The organism is Komagataeibacter diospyri (assembly GCF_043995075.1).
GTDB classification, from domain to species: Bacteria; Pseudomonadota; Alphaproteobacteria; order Acetobacterales; family Acetobacteraceae; genus Komagataeibacter; species Komagataeibacter diospyri.
On the sequence record NZ_CP171836.1, the window covers coordinates 1,576,473 to 1,590,468 of the forward strand.

15 protein-coding genes are annotated in these 13,996 nt (G+C 61.5%); 8 read left to right on the forward strand and 7 right to left on the reverse strand.

Features of this window, described 5'->3' with window-relative positions; translation table 11 throughout:
• Positions 1 to 4: 4 nt before the first annotated feature.
• The 3 genes from ACE2AA_RS07505 (at position 5) to ACE2AA_RS07515 (ending at position 4,019) form a co-directional block, all read left to right on the forward strand.
• The gene (locus ACE2AA_RS07505; protein WP_395371955.1) at positions 5 to 1,942 is read left to right on the forward strand and encodes an OPT family oligopeptide transporter; all 1,938 of its coding nucleotides are present in this window, start codon (positions 5 to 7) and stop codon (positions 1,940 to 1,942) included.
• Positions 1,943 to 2,005: 63 nt separating this feature from the next.
• Positions 2,006 to 3,679, forward strand: a complete 1,674-nt coding sequence (locus tag ACE2AA_RS07510) for a M3 family oligoendopeptidase (protein ID WP_395371956.1) — start codon at positions 2,006 to 2,008, stop codon at positions 3,677 to 3,679.
• A 37-nt stretch (positions 3,680 to 3,716) separates the two neighbouring features.
• The gene (locus tag ACE2AA_RS07515; RefSeq protein ID WP_141260571.1) at positions 3,717 to 4,019 is read left to right on the forward strand and encodes a hypothetical protein; all 303 of its coding nucleotides are present in this window, start codon (positions 3,717 to 3,719) and stop codon (positions 4,017 to 4,019) included.
• Here the strand turns inward: ACE2AA_RS07515 and ACE2AA_RS07520 are convergent.
• Positions 4,014 to 4,964 (reverse strand): SAM-dependent methyltransferase, encoded by a 951-nt coding sequence (locus ACE2AA_RS07520; RefSeq protein ID WP_395371957.1) that lies wholly within the window; start codon positions 4,962 to 4,964, stop codon positions 4,014 to 4,016. The genes ACE2AA_RS07515 and ACE2AA_RS07520 overlap by 6 nt on opposite strands.
• Entirely contained in the window at positions 4,961 to 5,338 is a 378-nt protein-coding gene (locus ACE2AA_RS07525) for a DUF423 domain-containing protein (RefSeq protein ID WP_141260573.1), read from the reverse strand. Before ACE2AA_RS07525 ends, ACE2AA_RS07520 begins: the two co-directional genes overlap by 4 nt.
• A 560-nt stretch (positions 5,339 to 5,898) precedes the next feature.
• On the opposite strand from ACE2AA_RS07525, the gene ACE2AA_RS07530 reads away from it, so the two are divergent.
• Both ACE2AA_RS07530 and ACE2AA_RS07535 read left to right on the forward strand, forming a co-directional pair.
• Positions 5,899 to 6,465 carry a DUF4142 domain-containing protein gene (locus tag ACE2AA_RS07530; protein WP_141260574.1) on the forward strand — a complete coding sequence of 189 codons (567 nt, stop codon included), beginning with the start codon at positions 5,899 to 5,901 and terminating at the stop codon, positions 6,463 to 6,465.
• A gap of 46 nt (positions 6,466 to 6,511) precedes the next feature.
• Entirely contained in the window at positions 6,512 to 7,084 is a 573-nt protein-coding gene (locus ACE2AA_RS07535) for a cob(I)yrinic acid a,c-diamide adenosyltransferase (protein WP_141260575.1), read from the forward strand.
• Positions 7,085 to 7,102: 18 nt separating this feature from the next.
• Here the strand turns inward: ACE2AA_RS07535 and ACE2AA_RS07540 are convergent, their stop codons facing one another.
• Entirely contained in the window at positions 7,103 to 7,678 is a 576-nt protein-coding gene (locus ACE2AA_RS07540) for a gluconokinase (protein WP_395371959.1), read from the reverse strand.
• A 416-nt stretch (positions 7,679 to 8,094) separates the two neighbouring features.
• On the opposite strand from ACE2AA_RS07540, the gene ACE2AA_RS07545 reads away from it, so the two are divergent.
• Positions 8,095 to 8,754, forward strand: a complete 660-nt coding sequence (locus ACE2AA_RS07545; protein ID WP_141260577.1) for a hypothetical protein — start codon at positions 8,095 to 8,097, stop codon at positions 8,752 to 8,754.
• 18 nt (positions 8,755 to 8,772) lie between these two features.
• Positions 8,773 to 9,252, forward strand: a complete 480-nt coding sequence (locus tag ACE2AA_RS07550; RefSeq protein ID WP_141260578.1) for a hypothetical protein — start codon at positions 8,773 to 8,775, stop codon at positions 9,250 to 9,252.
• A 16-nt stretch (positions 9,253 to 9,268) separates the two neighbouring features.
• Here the strand turns inward: ACE2AA_RS07550 and ACE2AA_RS07555 are convergent, their stop codons facing one another.
• The 3 genes from ACE2AA_RS07555 to gluQRS form a co-directional block, all read right to left on the reverse strand.
• Positions 9,269 to 10,495, reverse strand: coding sequence for a pyridoxal phosphate-dependent aminotransferase (locus ACE2AA_RS07555; RefSeq protein ID WP_395372156.1), 1,227 nt, complete (start codon positions 10,493 to 10,495; stop codon positions 9,269 to 9,271).
• A gap of 5 nt (positions 10,496 to 10,500) precedes the next feature.
• Positions 10,501 to 11,703: a pyridoxal phosphate-dependent aminotransferase gene (locus ACE2AA_RS07560; RefSeq protein WP_162851927.1), complete on the reverse strand. Its 1,203-nt coding sequence runs from the start codon at positions 11,701 to 11,703 to the stop codon at positions 10,501 to 10,503.
• Between the two features lie 67 nt (positions 11,704 to 11,770).
• The gene (gene gluQRS, locus ACE2AA_RS07565) at positions 11,771 to 12,649 is read right to left on the reverse strand and encodes a tRNA glutamyl-Q(34) synthetase GluQRS (RefSeq protein WP_395371961.1); all 879 of its coding nucleotides are present in this window, start codon (positions 12,647 to 12,649) and stop codon (positions 11,771 to 11,773) included.
• Between the two features lie 221 nt (positions 12,650 to 12,870).
• Between gluQRS and ACE2AA_RS07570 the strand changes: the two genes are divergently transcribed.
• Positions 12,871 to 13,431: an HNH endonuclease gene (locus ACE2AA_RS07570; protein ID WP_141260581.1), complete on the forward strand. Its 561-nt coding sequence runs from the start codon at positions 12,871 to 12,873 to the stop codon at positions 13,429 to 13,431.
• A 27-nt stretch (positions 13,432 to 13,458) separates the two neighbouring features.
• Here ACE2AA_RS07570 and ACE2AA_RS07575 read toward each other — a convergent pair whose 3' ends face one another.
• Positions 13,459 to 13,773 carry a hypothetical protein gene (locus ACE2AA_RS07575; RefSeq protein ID WP_141260582.1) on the reverse strand — a complete coding sequence of 105 codons (315 nt, stop codon included), beginning with the start codon at positions 13,771 to 13,773 and terminating at the stop codon, positions 13,459 to 13,461.
• Positions 13,774 to 13,996 lie beyond the last annotated feature (223 nt).

The following is a 13,996-nucleotide window of genomic DNA, read 5'->3' on the forward strand; positions in this document are numbered from 1 at the left end:
CGCCTTGGCCAACCATTCCCAGCCATCCGAACTGACATGGCGCGGCATCGTGATCGGTGCGCTGATCACCATCGTTTTTACCGCGTCTAATGTCTATCTGGGGCTGCGGGTCGGGCTGACCGTCGCGACCTCCATCCCCGCCGCCGTCATTTCCATGGCGGTGCTGCGGCTTCTGGGCGGGGGCACGATCCTTGAAAACAATCTGGTCCAGACACAGGCTTCCGCCGCCGGCACGCTGTCCTGCGTGTTCGCCAGCCTGCCTGCCCTGATCATGGCCGGGGTATGGCAGCATTTTCCCTTTATGCTGACGGCACTGCTGACGGCGGCGGGCGGCATGACCGGGGTGCTGTTCACCATCCCGCTGCGCCGCGTCATGCTGGTGGACCCGGTCCTGCCCTTTCCCGAAGGAGTAGCGGCAGCCGAGATCCTGCGCGCCGGTGCGGCACGCGAGGACCGGGGCGGCATCCGCGCCCTGATGCACGGCAGCGTGCTGGCAGCGATCCTGACATTCGCCACCGCCGGCCTGCGCGTGCTGGGTGACGGCATGACGGCGACCGCCGTATGGGGGGTCTCGGCCTTCCGGCTGTCGCTGGGGTTTTCACCGGCACTGCTGGGGGCGGGCTACCTGGTCGGGCTGGAAGGGGGCATCGCGATGCTGATGGGGGCGATGCTGACATGGGACATCATCGTGCCCGTCATGGCGCATGTACAGCCCAACCCTGCGGGCCTGCCCGCCAGCACGTTCGCCACTGGCCTGTGGAAGGACAAGGCACGCTTCATCGGCGTGGGGCTGATCGGGATCGCCGCGATATGGACGGTACTGCGCATGGGCCGCCCGCTTCTGGCCAGCGTGCGCGCCCTGCTGGAACGCACGCAGGGCGCCTCCTGCGCCAGCCGCACCGAAACCGACCTGTCGCCACACACCATGCGCACCGTTGCCGGTATCGTGCTGATGGTGATCGGAGGGCTGTTTTTCATATTCGCCCGTACTTATGTGGCCACCCTGCCAGCACTGGCGGCAACCCTTGCGGGGCTTGCGTGCTGCGTGGGTGTCGGACTGTTCGTGGCGGCGGCGTGCGGGTACATGGCAGGGCTGGTGGGATCTTCATCATCCCCCATTTCCGGCGTCATCATCCTTGCCGCGATGTGTCTGTCCTGCGTATTCGTGCTGCTGCGCGCGCTGGGGCTGTTCGCAGGCATGGAAGGACAGCATTTCGCAATTGGCTTCTGCCTGTATGCCCTGACCGCCATCACCGCATCGGCCGCAATCGCCAACGATAACCTGCAGGACCTGAAAACCGGCAGAATGGTGGGGGCGACGCCATGGAAGCAGGAAGCCGTCCTGCTGGTCGGCTGCATTACCGGCGCGATCATCATCCCGCCGGTGCTGAACGTGCTGTACCAGACCTATGGTTTCGTGGGCGCGATGCCACGCGCGGGCATGGATGCAGGCCACGCACTGGCTGCCCCGCAACCCGCCCTGCTTCTGCTGATTACATCCGGCATTTTCCTGCACCAGCTTGACTGGAACATGCTGCTGCTGGGCGTGGGGACGGGCTGCGTGCTGATCGGGATTGACGCAGCCCTTCGCCGTAAGGGACGGGGCGCGCTGCCCCCGCTGGCGGTAGGCGTTGGCATCTACCTGCCCATGAGCGTTTCCGTCACCCTGGCCATTGGTGCGATCCTGGGTCATGTCATCACCCGCCTGAACGCGGGTGCGGGCAGCCATCAGGGCACCATGATCGCATCGGGCCTGATTGTAGGGGAAAGCCTGACGGGGGTGGTGCTGGCCAGCCTGTCCGCGCTGAGCGGGCGCGACAGCCCGCTTTCGCTGCTGCCCCCCGGCCTGTATACAACAGTCACCAGCCTGACGGGACTTGGTGCGTTCTGTGGACTGTGCGCGTGGTTCTGCATGAGGCAACTGCGACAGGACCATCGGTAAGCACGTCAGATAATCCCGCATGGGCATGGACGCAGGCCAGGTTTCCATGGCACCCTGCCCCGCATGTTGTGCCATTTTGACAGCCTTGATTTCCCACGCCCCACACGCGACGCGCTCGGGCTGCGTTTTGGCCAGGTCTCGACCCTGCTGGACCAGGGCAACGTGGCGGACGCCGCCCGCCTGTTTGATACGATCCGTCGCGATTATGAAAGCTGGTCCGCGCTGGTCGACCTGCGCTTCGCACAGGACACCACCAGCCCCGAAGCCCGTGCCGACCGTGATTATGCCGACGCCCTGACGCCACATGTCACCGCGCATGAAGTCGCGCTGAAGCGCAGGCTGCTGGAATATCCCGACCCCGCGGCGGTGGCCCACGTGGTTACCCCCCATACGCTGGAACTGTGGCGGACCGACATTACCACCTTCGACCCCCTCATTGCCGATGCGCTGGAGGAGGAAGCCCGGCTGAGCGGCGAATACACCGCCCTTCTGGCCAGTGCGCGCGTAGAAATTGACGGCACCCATGTCAACCTGTCCGGCCTTGCCCCCTATGCCGAAAGCACGGACCGCGCCATGCGCCGCGAAGCGGAACGGGCCAGGTGGGCGTTTTTTGAACGGAACGCCACGCGGCTCGATACCCTGTTTGACCAGATGGTCCACCTGCGCCACGGCATGGCTGAAACGTTGGGATATGACAGCTACATTCCGCTGGCGTACCGCCGCATGCGCCGGGTGGATTACGGACCCGCGGATGTCGCGCGCTTTCGCGATGATGTGCATGAACATGTCGTACCACTGGTCCATGACATCCTGCGCCAGCGGTGCGAAACCATGGGATGGGACGTCCTGTATTCATGGGACGAACCGCTGATCGACCCGAAGGGCAATCCCCGCCCGGCAGGCGACCATGATGTGCTACTGACCCGCGCGCAGACCATGTTCAACCGCATGGGCGGTGACCTGGGGCCGTTTTTCGGACAGATGCGCGATGGTGGCTATCTGGACCTGATCAACCGGCCGGGCAAGGCCGGGGGCGGGTTCTGCACGTCCTTCCCCACGGTGGGCATGCCGTTCATATTCGCCAATTTCAACGGCACGCAGCACGATATCAACGTGTTTACCCATGAAATGGGCCATGCCTACCAGAACTGGAAAAGCCGCAGCCTGCCCGCCGTTGACCTGCTGTGGCCGACCATGGACGGGGCCGAAATCAATTCCATGGCGCTGGAATTCCTGACATGGCCGCATATCGACCTGATGGTGGAGGCAGGACAGGGCGATCGCTTCCGGCGGATGCACCTGATTTCCTCCCTGTCGTTCCTGCCTTATGGGGTATGTGTCGATCACTTCCAGACCGAGATCTATGCCAGCCCGGACATGACGCCAGCACAACGTCACGCCACATGGAAGCGGCTGGAACAGCACTACCTGCCATGGCGCAACTATGGCGGGCTGTCGCACCCGGCCATGGGGGGACGGTGGCAGGCGCAGGGGCATATCTACCGCTCGCCTTTCTATTACATTGATTACGCGCTGGCGCTGTGCTGCGCGATGCAGTTCTGGATCCGCAGCCGCACGGACATGGATGGCGCGTTGCAGGCCTATGTCGCGCTATGCGCGCAGGGTGGGGCGCAACCCTTTACCCGGCTGGTCCGTTCAGCAGGACTGAAGTCACCCTTCCAGCCGGGCACGCTGGCCGATGCAGTCCGCACGGCGCGTGATATCCTGAACGCCTGACGCGCCCCATACCGTCTGACATCACCAAGGGGAAACCATGTCTCCCAACCCTCCCCCCATGCCCACCATTACCCGGACCGTGTGCAAGACACTGGCGGTACTTGTGCTGACGGGGCTGTTCATGCTCAGCCTGCGTTTCAGCGCCACCGTGGCGGGCATGGTCGACCGCGTGGCCGGGACCGGCATGTGGCTGGCCCTGTACCGTCTGGCCGGGGCAAATGATGCGACCGAGCAGGAACGGCTGATCGTAATGGCTGTCGCCCTGATATGCTGCCTGCTGGCGATCGGGGTGGTGGAAGTGGCGGACAGGCTGATCAGCCGCCGCCGCGCGTCATCATGACGGGTCGCGCTGCCAGAAAAAGGTCAGTTCATGCTTGTTATGCCACAGGTGCAGCACGCGGCCACCGGGAATGGCGGCAAAGGCATCCGCCGTGTCATGATCGGTTTCACCCTGAAACTTGATGGTCATGACGATGCGTGCGGCCCTGCCCGACGCAATCCACCGCCGCGCCAGTGCCAGCAGGCGGGTGGGATAGGCGATTATATCGGAAAACAGCCAGTCCACGGGATCACAGCTTTCCGGGTCCAGCCCGAATGCGCTTTCATACCGGCACGTCACGTTGGGCAGCCCCGCCACGTTTTCGGCAAGGGGTGAACGGTCAATCGCAGTGACATGCGCCCCGCAACTGGCCGCAACCCATGTCCACCCGCCGGGACAGGCCCCAAGGTCAATACAGCTTTCCCCCGCCACAGGCCACTGCCCCAGACGCAGCAATGCTTCCCACAACTTGAGATAGGCACGCGAGGGCGGGTCGGTGCGGTTTTCGACAAACGGGACCTCACCATTCACGAAAGGCGAGGACTTGGTGCGCGACAGCAGCAGCCGGTCAGCCGAAAGCAGCGTCCATGCCCCCAGATGCGCATCCGGCCCGACTGCGGGAAAGGTAAACGGTTTTGGCCGCAGCGGCGGCAGCGCGTCAGTCACCAGCGCACTGCGCCGGTGCAGGGTCGGCACATATCCGGCCCAGTTGCGCTGGATCGCACGCATGATCCGCGCTGCCCCCTTGATGGACGGGACCGCATGTTCTTCCGGCGCATCCCATATATCCAGCGCCCACAGGCAGACCACCGGCGGCCTGGCGGACAGTGCCAGCCGCCCATGCCAGCACAGGTCACCCGCCCCCCGGCGGGCCAGTTCCTGCTCCATGATGGATTCAAACCCCGGTGGCGCCAGATAGGCGCTGCGCACTGTCCACGACGGCTGCGTGATATCCGTTGCGGTCATGAGCGCATGACCCCGACGGCCAGAAGCAGCCATGCCAGCATGAGCATGCTGCCCCCCGTGGGCGCGACCGGGCCGGGATGAATGCCCCAGAACGCCGTCAGCGCAACCCCCACGCTGAACAGTACGGTTCCCACCGCCATCATGCAGCCGGAAACGGAAACCAGCACCCTGCATCCCTGCTGGATCATCAGGACCGAAATGCCGATAATGGCCAGCGCGTGCCACATCTGCATCTGTATGGCCTGACGGGCCATGTCCCGTCCCCCTTCGGCAAAGAAACGGTCAGGCAGATGAGCGGTCAGTGCGCCCCCCATGACACTGGAAAACGCGGCCAGCGCCGCAAAACACAAGAGGAACCTGACAACAGTAGGCATTCGGTCTATCCGCAAAACAGGGTGACAACCCGCATCGGGCGCGGGCGGGCACACCCTACTCCGCGCATGGGTCAATCGTATAGGTCACGCCGACGGGAAGCTGTCGTGCCAGATGTCGGTATCATGAAATTCCATTCATGCATGCGACGGGTCCCTACCGGCAAAGTCAGTTCCCAACATTAAGACGAACCTGAATCCGTTACCGCAGAAAACGAAAATACTTCATATCAGGCTTAACATACCTATAAAATTTCCGAAAATTCATAAATTAGTATGAAAGTATATCCATATATCAGATATACAATACATATAATTTACAATATTTTTTATTATTATGAATGAATAATCATAATTTATTGTTCATCATTATGGATTTTCTTAAATTTTATTGCCACAACCACAAACGCACAGCCCTGTTTATTACCCACACCCTGCCCGGAGCCAACGATACAATACCCTTCCCATACCGCATGGCCGCTTTGTATGGCCCACCAAAGCTGATAAAACAGGGTGACATTCAGTAAAGCCGCCTGGATTTCACACGTTAGGAAGATGACAATATGAAACGTTACGCAGTCTGGTTCCTTTTTGCGTCCGTCAGCCTTCTTCCTGCCGTTGTCATGGCCCGCCCTGCGCCAGCGCCCGCCCCAGCGGCGGCAGGTGCGGCGGAACCGACGCTGCCGCCGCTGACGGAATCAGATTCCACCTTTGCCGAAAACGTTTCCGCGCTGAATACATTTGAAATGACCATTTCAAAAATGGCCACGACACAGGCCAAACGCCCGAAGGTGCAGGAATTCGCCGAAAAATCACTAAAAATGCACACAGCGAACCAGAAGACCCTGTCCACCATGACGCTGAAGCACGGACTGGAACTGCACCAGGACATGAGTTCGGACGAAACAGAGGTCGCGGATGACCTGAAGACCCAGAACGGAACCAAATTCGACCGCACCTATCTTGACCTGCAGGCCCAGGCGGCAAGCGATGCGCTGGCCATGTTCCAGAACGAAGCGGAATCAGCCAGTGACCCGGACCTGAAAGCCTACGCTTCCGCCACGGCTGATACGCTGCAGGCCCACCTGAACGAAGCCATGAAGCTGGGAGCCAGCAAACCCTCCCGGTAACAATGACCACCAGATCAGGATACCGGATGTACAGGCGGGAGCATTCATGACCATTCGCATCGACCGGATCGTGACGCGCGGCGGGGACAGGGGGCAGACCTCGCTGGGTAATGGGGAACGGGTCCCCAAGAATTCGGCACGGATCGAGGCCCTTGGCGCGCTGGATGAAGCCAATGCCATCATCGGCCTGCTGCGCGGCACCCTGCCCGCTGGTCGCAACGCAACCTTCATTGCATGGATACAGGGGCTGCTGTTCGATATCGGCGGCGCGGTCTGCATGCCGGTCAGCCCGCCCCGCCCGCTTCCCCATGCGGCTGCCGCCCTTCAGGCCATGGAAAACGAGGTCGAACGCCTGCGCGCTGACATTGCGCCGCTACGCAGCTTCATCCTGCCCGGTGGCACGTCAGCCGCCGCCCACGCCCATCTGGCACGCACCGTGGTGCGCAGGGCGGAACGGCGGCTGGCAACACTGGCGCAACAGGATGATATCGGCACCGATATCCCCGCCTGCATGAACCGCCTGTCGGATTATCTGTTCGTGCTGGGGCGCCACCTTAATGACAATGGGATGACCGACCTGACATGGGTGCCAGCCTCCCCGCCCCCCGACCCGACCTGAACGGCCGGGCTGCCTGCATTACGCTGGCAGGCCGGACAGATGCGCACAGGCCTGTTCCGCCAGATGGTCCTGTGGCGCATTGACATCCAGCGCCATGACGACCTCATCATCCATGTCAGGTTCCTCCAGCGTGGCAAACTGGCTGTCCAGCATTGCGGCCGGCATGAAATGCCCCATCCGCTGCCCCAGACGCGGGGCTATATCGTCCCTGCTGCCCTTGAGGTAGACGAAACAGACATCTTGACTGCCACCGCCAATATGCTCGCGGTATTTCCGCTTCAGCGAGGAACAGGTCACGATCCCGCACTGGCCCGCAGCCCCCCATTCACGGACCTGCTGCGCGATGCGCTCCAGCCATGGGGCACGGTCCTCGTCCGTCAGGGGGATACCACTGCTCATCTTGGCGATATTATGCGCGGTATGCAGGTCATCGCCCTCGATCACGGGCCAGCCCAGACGTTCGGCCATAAGATGGGCCACGGTACTCTTGCCGCAGCCCGAGACCCCCATGACGATCAGCACGCGTGGCTGCTTGCCCTGCCGGAGCCTGCGTGAGAGGGAAACCGAAACCGTCTGCTGGTCGATGTTACACATTCCGCGTCCTGTCGGATATTATCAGGAAAACCCATACCAGACCTTATCTGGACCAACCGGCCACCCGAACGCAAGCGAGCAGGCTGTGAAGGGGCACATACTGGCAGAATATAAGGTGTTATTTTTATACATAATTTAAATGACTTCTAAAAATATATGCGGAATTATATTTATCCATCATTATTTATTATACTGAGCGAATAGTATTTTACTTCAAAAACAGTCATAAATAATAAATAATATGTTATCGTGTTATATTGTTCCTTATGCCCTTGCACAAGTTGGCGGAAAAGAATTATATACTCAATCAATCACCTAAAAACAGGCACCATTGGTATACTGGTTGTAGGAATAGATTCCTAAATATCATTTCAGCCACACCGTTCATGGTGCATTGAATTATCGAGAGTTCCGCTGTGTCATCATACAATGATTTTCTTTCCTTCCCGAAAGAAGAAGACCAGAACACCCATCGGGAAGAAGTAAATGAATCCGCATTCCGGCAGGCGCTTGAACGACTGGGCAAGGGCAAGCCCGCGCCCCGTGGCGCAGGCGCCGCAAAGACACCAGCACCCAAGGCCCGTCCGGCCCGTCAGGCCGACCCCACGCAGCGCCGACGTAAATTCGTGCAGGATGGCGATGTCCGGGTCGAACATCATTCGCTCGCCACGGGCCGCGCCACCCCGCGCGCCATTCATGCACAGCAGGAAGACCGTGGCGAAATCGAACAGCTGCGCCACAAGGTACAGTTCGAACAGAAACTGCGCGAACAGGCCGAACTGCGCCTGTCGGAAGCACAGGCACAGATCCGTTCCCTGACCACACGCATTGGCCATGCCGATGTCATTGCGGCAGAACACAAGGGCAAACTGGCGGCGCGGGATACGGAATTACTGGCCGTGCGTGCGGACCTGTTCAATGCCCGCGAAGAAAACAGCCAGTTGCGTGAAGAACTGACGCGCCTGAAATCAAGGCAGCGCACAGTAGAATCCCGTCCCACACCAACACGGGCCACCGACCCGCAGGACGAAACACCGGCGGATGAACCCGAACCCGTCAAGTGGTGGCTGCGCTAGGCACTGGCGGCGCACTACATGACCCCGGAAGCCCCGCGTCATAATCCGGCGGCGCGACAACGTCAGGTTGGACTTGTCATTGTCGCGACATGTACTTCCGCCAGTCTGGCCATACTGGTCCTGCTGCCGCTGGTCAGCGGGCTGGTCAACCTGCTGCGCGATATCCTGGGCGTGCTGATCCTGCCCTTTTCGTTCATGTTCGGGCTGGGGGGCGAAGGGGGACAGTCCCCCGCCCTGTTGCGCCTGCTGTCGGATATGGGCATGCAGACACAGGCCCACCCGCTGCGGCTGGGTGGGGCCGCCATACTGGAACTGGTCGCTGTTTTCCTGTTTGTCATTGCCGAACGGCTGGGTGGCCGCACGGGTTACATGGGGGCCTGTGTTGCATCGGCCGGGGCGATTGGCCTGTCGGGGCTGCCACTGGCCATGCCGCTGCTGCCCGCCATCGTGACGGAGGGGGTTTTCATGCTCTGCCCCCCCTCACCCGATCCGGACTGATCCCGGACGACGGGCGTCAGTTCAGCCCGTCCACAAACCGCGCGATCCGCGCACAGCTTTCCTTCAGGATATCGTCACTGGTGGCATATGACAGGCGCAGGTAAGGCCCGTGCCCGAAGGCCGATCCGTGTACTACCGCCACGTGCTGTTCCGTCAGCAGGGCGATAGCGAAATCCTGATCCGTTTCCAGCCTGTGGCCACCAGCCGAAACACGCCCCATGCACCCCGCAATGCCGGGATAGGCATAGAAGGCCCCATGCGGCATGGCGCAGGTCAGCCCCGGTATGGCGCGCAATGTGGACACCACCATTTCCCGCCTGCCTGCATAAACCGCGCACATCTGCGCGATAATATCCGCCGGGCCATCAAGTGCCGCCACTGCTGCCGCCTGGCTTATGGAACAGATGCCCGATGTGGCGCTGCCCTGTATGGCCGTCATGGCGCGGATCAGGGGTATGGGACCACCCACGTACCCCACGCGCCAGCCGGTCATGGCATAGGCCTTGGACACGCCATTCAACGTCAGGATACGGTCCTTGAGGTCAGGTGCCACGGCAGCGAGGGAATGATGCCGCAGCCCGTCATACAGCAGGTGTTCATAAATCTCGTCCGACAGGACATGGACGTGGGGATGACGGCGCAGGACTTCGGCCACGGCCTCCAGATCAGCCTGTCCCATTGTCCCGCCGGTCGGGTTGTTGGGAAAGTTGAGGACAAGCCATTTGGTGCGTGAGGTAATGGCCGCTTCCAGCGCCCGTGCGGTCAGGCGGAAACCATCGGCCTCGTGACAGTCGGCATAGACCGGCGTGCCACCGAACATCTGCACGATCAGCGGGTAACTGACCCAGTACGGTCGGGGAATGACCACTTCATCCCCCGGCTGTACCGTCGCCATGAATGCATTGAAAATGACCTGCTTGCCGCCATTGGACACCATGATTTCGGCCGGCGCGTAGTCCAGCCCGTTTTCACGCGCGAATTTGCGTGCAATGGCTGCCTTCAGCGCGGGCGTGCCATCCACGGGCGGATATTTTGTCTGCCCGTCCAGTGCCGCGCGGTGTGCGGCCTCGATCACGGCAGCGGGGGTGGCGAAATCAGGTTCCCCCAATGCAAGGGACAGTACCTTCTCCCCCTTCGCACGCAGGTTGCGTGCACGCTGGGCCATGGCGATGGTGGCTGGTACCGTCAGGCGATCCATCCGCTGTGCAAACAGCGGATGGGTCCGGTCCGCATCCATGTCCATCACCCTTAACGCAGTCCGGCGCAGAAACGCTGGATGCGCAGGCAGGCTTCCTTCAGGCTGTCGGTGTCGGTGGCGTAGGAAATGCGGAAATGCCCGGCGAACATGAACGCGCTGCCATGCACGGCGGCTACACCTTCCTCATCCAGCAATGCGGTGACAAAGGCCTCATCCGTGTCAATCAGCGTGCCCCCCGCGCTGGTCTTGCCAAGACAGCCGACCAGTGACGGAAAGACATAGAACGCCCCTTCCGGCACCGGGCAGTGCAGGCCGCGGGTCTCGTTCAGCATGCCCACCACAAGGTCACGCCGCGCCTGATAGGTGCTGACCATGGTGCCGATGAAATCCTGCGGCCCGGTCAGGGCTTCCACCGCCGCCGCCTGACTGATCGAACAGGGGCCGGATGTGGACTGGCTCTGCAGCTTGTTCATTGCGCGCGTCATCTGCACGGGGGCTGCGGAATAGCCGATGCGCCAGCCGGTCATGGCATAGGCTTTCGACACGCCGTTCATGGTCACCGTACGGTCACGAAGCCGGGGTTCCACCTCCACCACCGTCGGCGCGTGGAAGCCATCATACACCAGCTTGTTGTAGATGTCGTCCGTCAGTATCCACACATCGGGATGACGCAGCAGCACGTCACACAGGCCACGCATTTCCGCGGCGGAATAGGCGGCCCCCGTCGGGTTGTTGGGAGAGTTGAGCAGCAGCCAGCGCGTGCGCGGGGTGATCGCGGCTTCCAGATCGGCAGGCTGCAGCTTGAAGCCGTTTTCCGCACTGCACGGCACGATGACCGGCGTGCCTTCGGCCAGCGAGACGATATCGGGATACGACACCCAGCACGGCGCGGGAATGATCGCCTCATCCCCCGGATTTATGGTCGCCACCATGGCGTTATAGATGATCTGCTTGCCGCCGTTGGAGACGATCACCTCATCCCACGTATAGTCCAGACCGCTATCGGCGCGGAACCGCTCGGCAATGGCCCGGCGCAGGGCGGGCGTGCCCGCGACATCGGTATATTTGGTCTCACCCGCCGCGATGGCCTGCATGGCCGCCTTCTTGATCGTGTCCGGGGTATCGAAATCCGGCTCACCGGCGGAAAGGCTGATAATGTCCTTTCCCGCCGCCTTGAGCGCACGCGCCTTGGTTGAGATGGCGATCGTCTGGCTGGGGCTGATCCGGTCCAGCCGGGCGGCGGTAAGATCCATGATATCAAGATCCATCAACAGTGAATTAAAGACAGGCCGGCACGCTGCCGGGCAACGGGCGCGTAGCCTAGTGCGAACACGCAGCGGTGGAAACAGCAGATATGTGATCGGGCTGCACTGCTGCGGCGCATACCTGTTGTGGCGTCATGCCCGCCGCGCGCATGGCCCGGATGGACACCGCGCCGTCGCGCTTGGCCAGCCGCCTGCCCGTGTCATCACATAACAGCCTGTGGTGGCTGTAACACGGCGCGGGCCAGCCCATGACATGCTGCAGCAGGCGGTGCAGCGCGGTGGCGGCCATAAGGTCTTCCCCCCGCGTCACAAGGGTCACGCCCTGCAATGCATCATCATGCGTGACACACAGGTGGTAGGACGCGGGCACGTCCTTGCGCGCCAGCACTACATCACCAAAACGCTGCGGCTGGCACGGGTAATCCCCGTGACCCAGTTCATGCCATGTCAGGTCCCGCGCACCGGACAGCAGCATGGCCGCCGCCATATCCAGCCGCAGCGCATGGGGCACCCCCGCAGCAAGCCAGTCCGCCCGCTGCATGGGATCCATGTGGCGGCACGTGCCGGGATAGACCTGGTTACCATCGGGGGCGTGGTGGGGGGCGCCTGCGGCCTCGGCAATGTCACGCCGGGTGCAGAAGCACGGATACAGCAGGCCACGTGCGCCCAAGGCGTCCAGAACGCGGCGGTAGTCCGGCATATGCTGCGACTGCCTGCGCACCGGCTGTGGCCATGACAGCCCAAGCCAGCCGAGGTCCTCGTACAGGTCAGTGATGAATTCGGGGCGACAGCGGACAGTGTCGATGTCTTCCACCCGCAGAAGGAAGGTGCCACCCGACTCCACAGCCCTGCGCCAGCCATGCAGGGCCGACGCGACATGACCAAGGTGCAGGTGCCCCGTAGGGCTGGGGGCAAAACGGGTCGTGACTGCCATTATCGAACCAAAACAGCAAGATAGCGGAAAAATCCGCGACTTTCCTGCTTTCCTCTATGCATGAAGGGCACCCAACGGCCCCACGCGCGCGACTTGCCACGCCATGCGGGGTCTGCAATAGATTCCTACAGTTATCTGACGACGACGCACAACCACAGGCGTTCGCTTCGCTACAGAATACGCCTGAGCATTGTGCGCGGCATTCGGAAAGGAATGCGTCCGTGCCCTGTGACAGTCAATACCTGCCTGCCCTGGTCCTGAATGCAGATTTCAGGCCGCTTTCCTACTTCCCGCTTTCCCTGTGGTCATGGCAGGACGCCATCCGCGCCGTCTGGCTGGACCGCGTATCGGTGCTGAGCGAATATGACACCGTCGTACGCTCCCCCACCCACAGCCTGCGCCTGCCCAGCGTCATCGCGCTGAAGGACTATATCCCTTCCGCCCGCAAGCCCGCCTTCACCCGCTTCAACGTCTTTTTGCGGGATAATTTTTCCTGCCAGTACTGCAACACCCGCTTCCCGACACAGGAACTGACGTTCGACCACGTCATCCCACGCAGCAAGGGCGGACGGACAAGCTGGGAAAATGTTGTGACCGCATGCAGCCCGTGCAACCTGATAAAGGGATCATACATGCCGCACCAGATCCGCATGTATCCCGACCGCACGCCCGCACGCCCCACCAGCCGCAGGCTGCAGGAAAACGGCCGCGCCTTTCCACCCAACTACCTGCATGAAAGCTGGCGCGACTATCTGTACTGGGATACCGAACTGGAAAACTGAGCGGACCGGGGCACAGGCCCCGACACGTTATTTTGTATAGCTGTAACCATATTCGTCCGCCATCTTCTGCAGGTCAGGTGCGCCACGCAGCTTCAGCGGCAGCGGCTCGGCGTGCTTGTGATTCCTGCTGAAGACGAAGTTATGGTCGCTCATCCGCTGGCAGGTATTCGCCGCGATGGGAAAACTGAGCTGCATGGTGGTGCCCATCTGTTCGCGCAGGCACTTCACATCGCTTTCGAAGGGCTTGCGCCCGATTTCAGCGGTACAGCCGCCTACCATAACCAGCCCGCATGCCAGAAGCCCGAGGCGGGCGGACATTTTTTCCACGATTTTCAGCTTCATTTCGACCCCGTCGCTTAAGCGGAGCCGACACTGCCACGAAAGTGCCCCCTGCGATAGGGGACATGAAGGCCACCGGCGCGCTGCTGCGTTCGCAGCGCATAGGTCCCCTACCCCTGAAGCCGAGCATGAAAGAAAAACATACCAGCCCATGAAATACAGCAAAGGGTACGCAGGCATTAACTGCATGCATAGGTGATATTACCGTGAATTGGATGACAGATCA

Bases quoted from the DNA above. Each gene is read 5' to 3' on its own strand.
- ACE2AA_RS07510 (WP_395371956.1), top strand. From the start codon at position 2,006: ATGTTGTGCCATTTTGACAGCCTTGATTTCCCACGCCCCACACGCGAC.
- ACE2AA_RS07515 (WP_141260571.1), top strand. From the start codon at position 3,717: ATGTCTCCCAACCCTCCCCCCATGCCCACCATTACCCGGACCGTGTGC.
- ACE2AA_RS07520 (WP_395371957.1), bottom strand. From the start codon at position 4,964: ATGACCGCAACGGATATCACGCAGCCGTCGTGGACAGTGCGCAGCGCC.
- ACE2AA_RS07525 (WP_141260573.1), bottom strand. From the start codon at position 5,338: ATGCCTACTGTTGTCAGGTTCCTCTTGTGTTTTGCGGCGCTGGCCGCG.
- ACE2AA_RS07530 (WP_141260574.1), top strand. From the start codon at position 5,899: ATGAAACGTTACGCAGTCTGGTTCCTTTTTGCGTCCGTCAGCCTTCTT.
- ACE2AA_RS07535 (WP_141260575.1), top strand. From the start codon at position 6,512: ATGACCATTCGCATCGACCGGATCGTGACGCGCGGCGGGGACAGGGGG.
- ACE2AA_RS07540 (WP_395371959.1), bottom strand. From the start codon at position 7,678: ATGTGTAACATCGACCAGCAGACGGTTTCGGTTTCCCTCTCACGCAGG.
- ACE2AA_RS07550 (WP_141260578.1), top strand. From the start codon at position 8,773: ATGACCCCGGAAGCCCCGCGTCATAATCCGGCGGCGCGACAACGTCAG.
- ACE2AA_RS07555 (WP_395372156.1), bottom strand. From the start codon at position 10,495: ATGGACATGGATGCGGACCGGACCCATCCGCTGTTTGCACAGCGGATG.
- ACE2AA_RS07560 (WP_162851927.1), bottom strand. From the start codon at position 11,703: ATGGATCTTACCGCCGCCCGGCTGGACCGGATCAGCCCCAGCCAGACG.
- gluQRS (WP_395371961.1), bottom strand. From the start codon at position 12,649: ATGGCAGTCACGACCCGTTTTGCCCCCAGCCCTACGGGGCACCTGCAC.
- ACE2AA_RS07575 (WP_141260582.1), bottom strand. From the start codon at position 13,773: ATGAAGCTGAAAATCGTGGAAAAAATGTCCGCCCGCCTCGGGCTTCTG.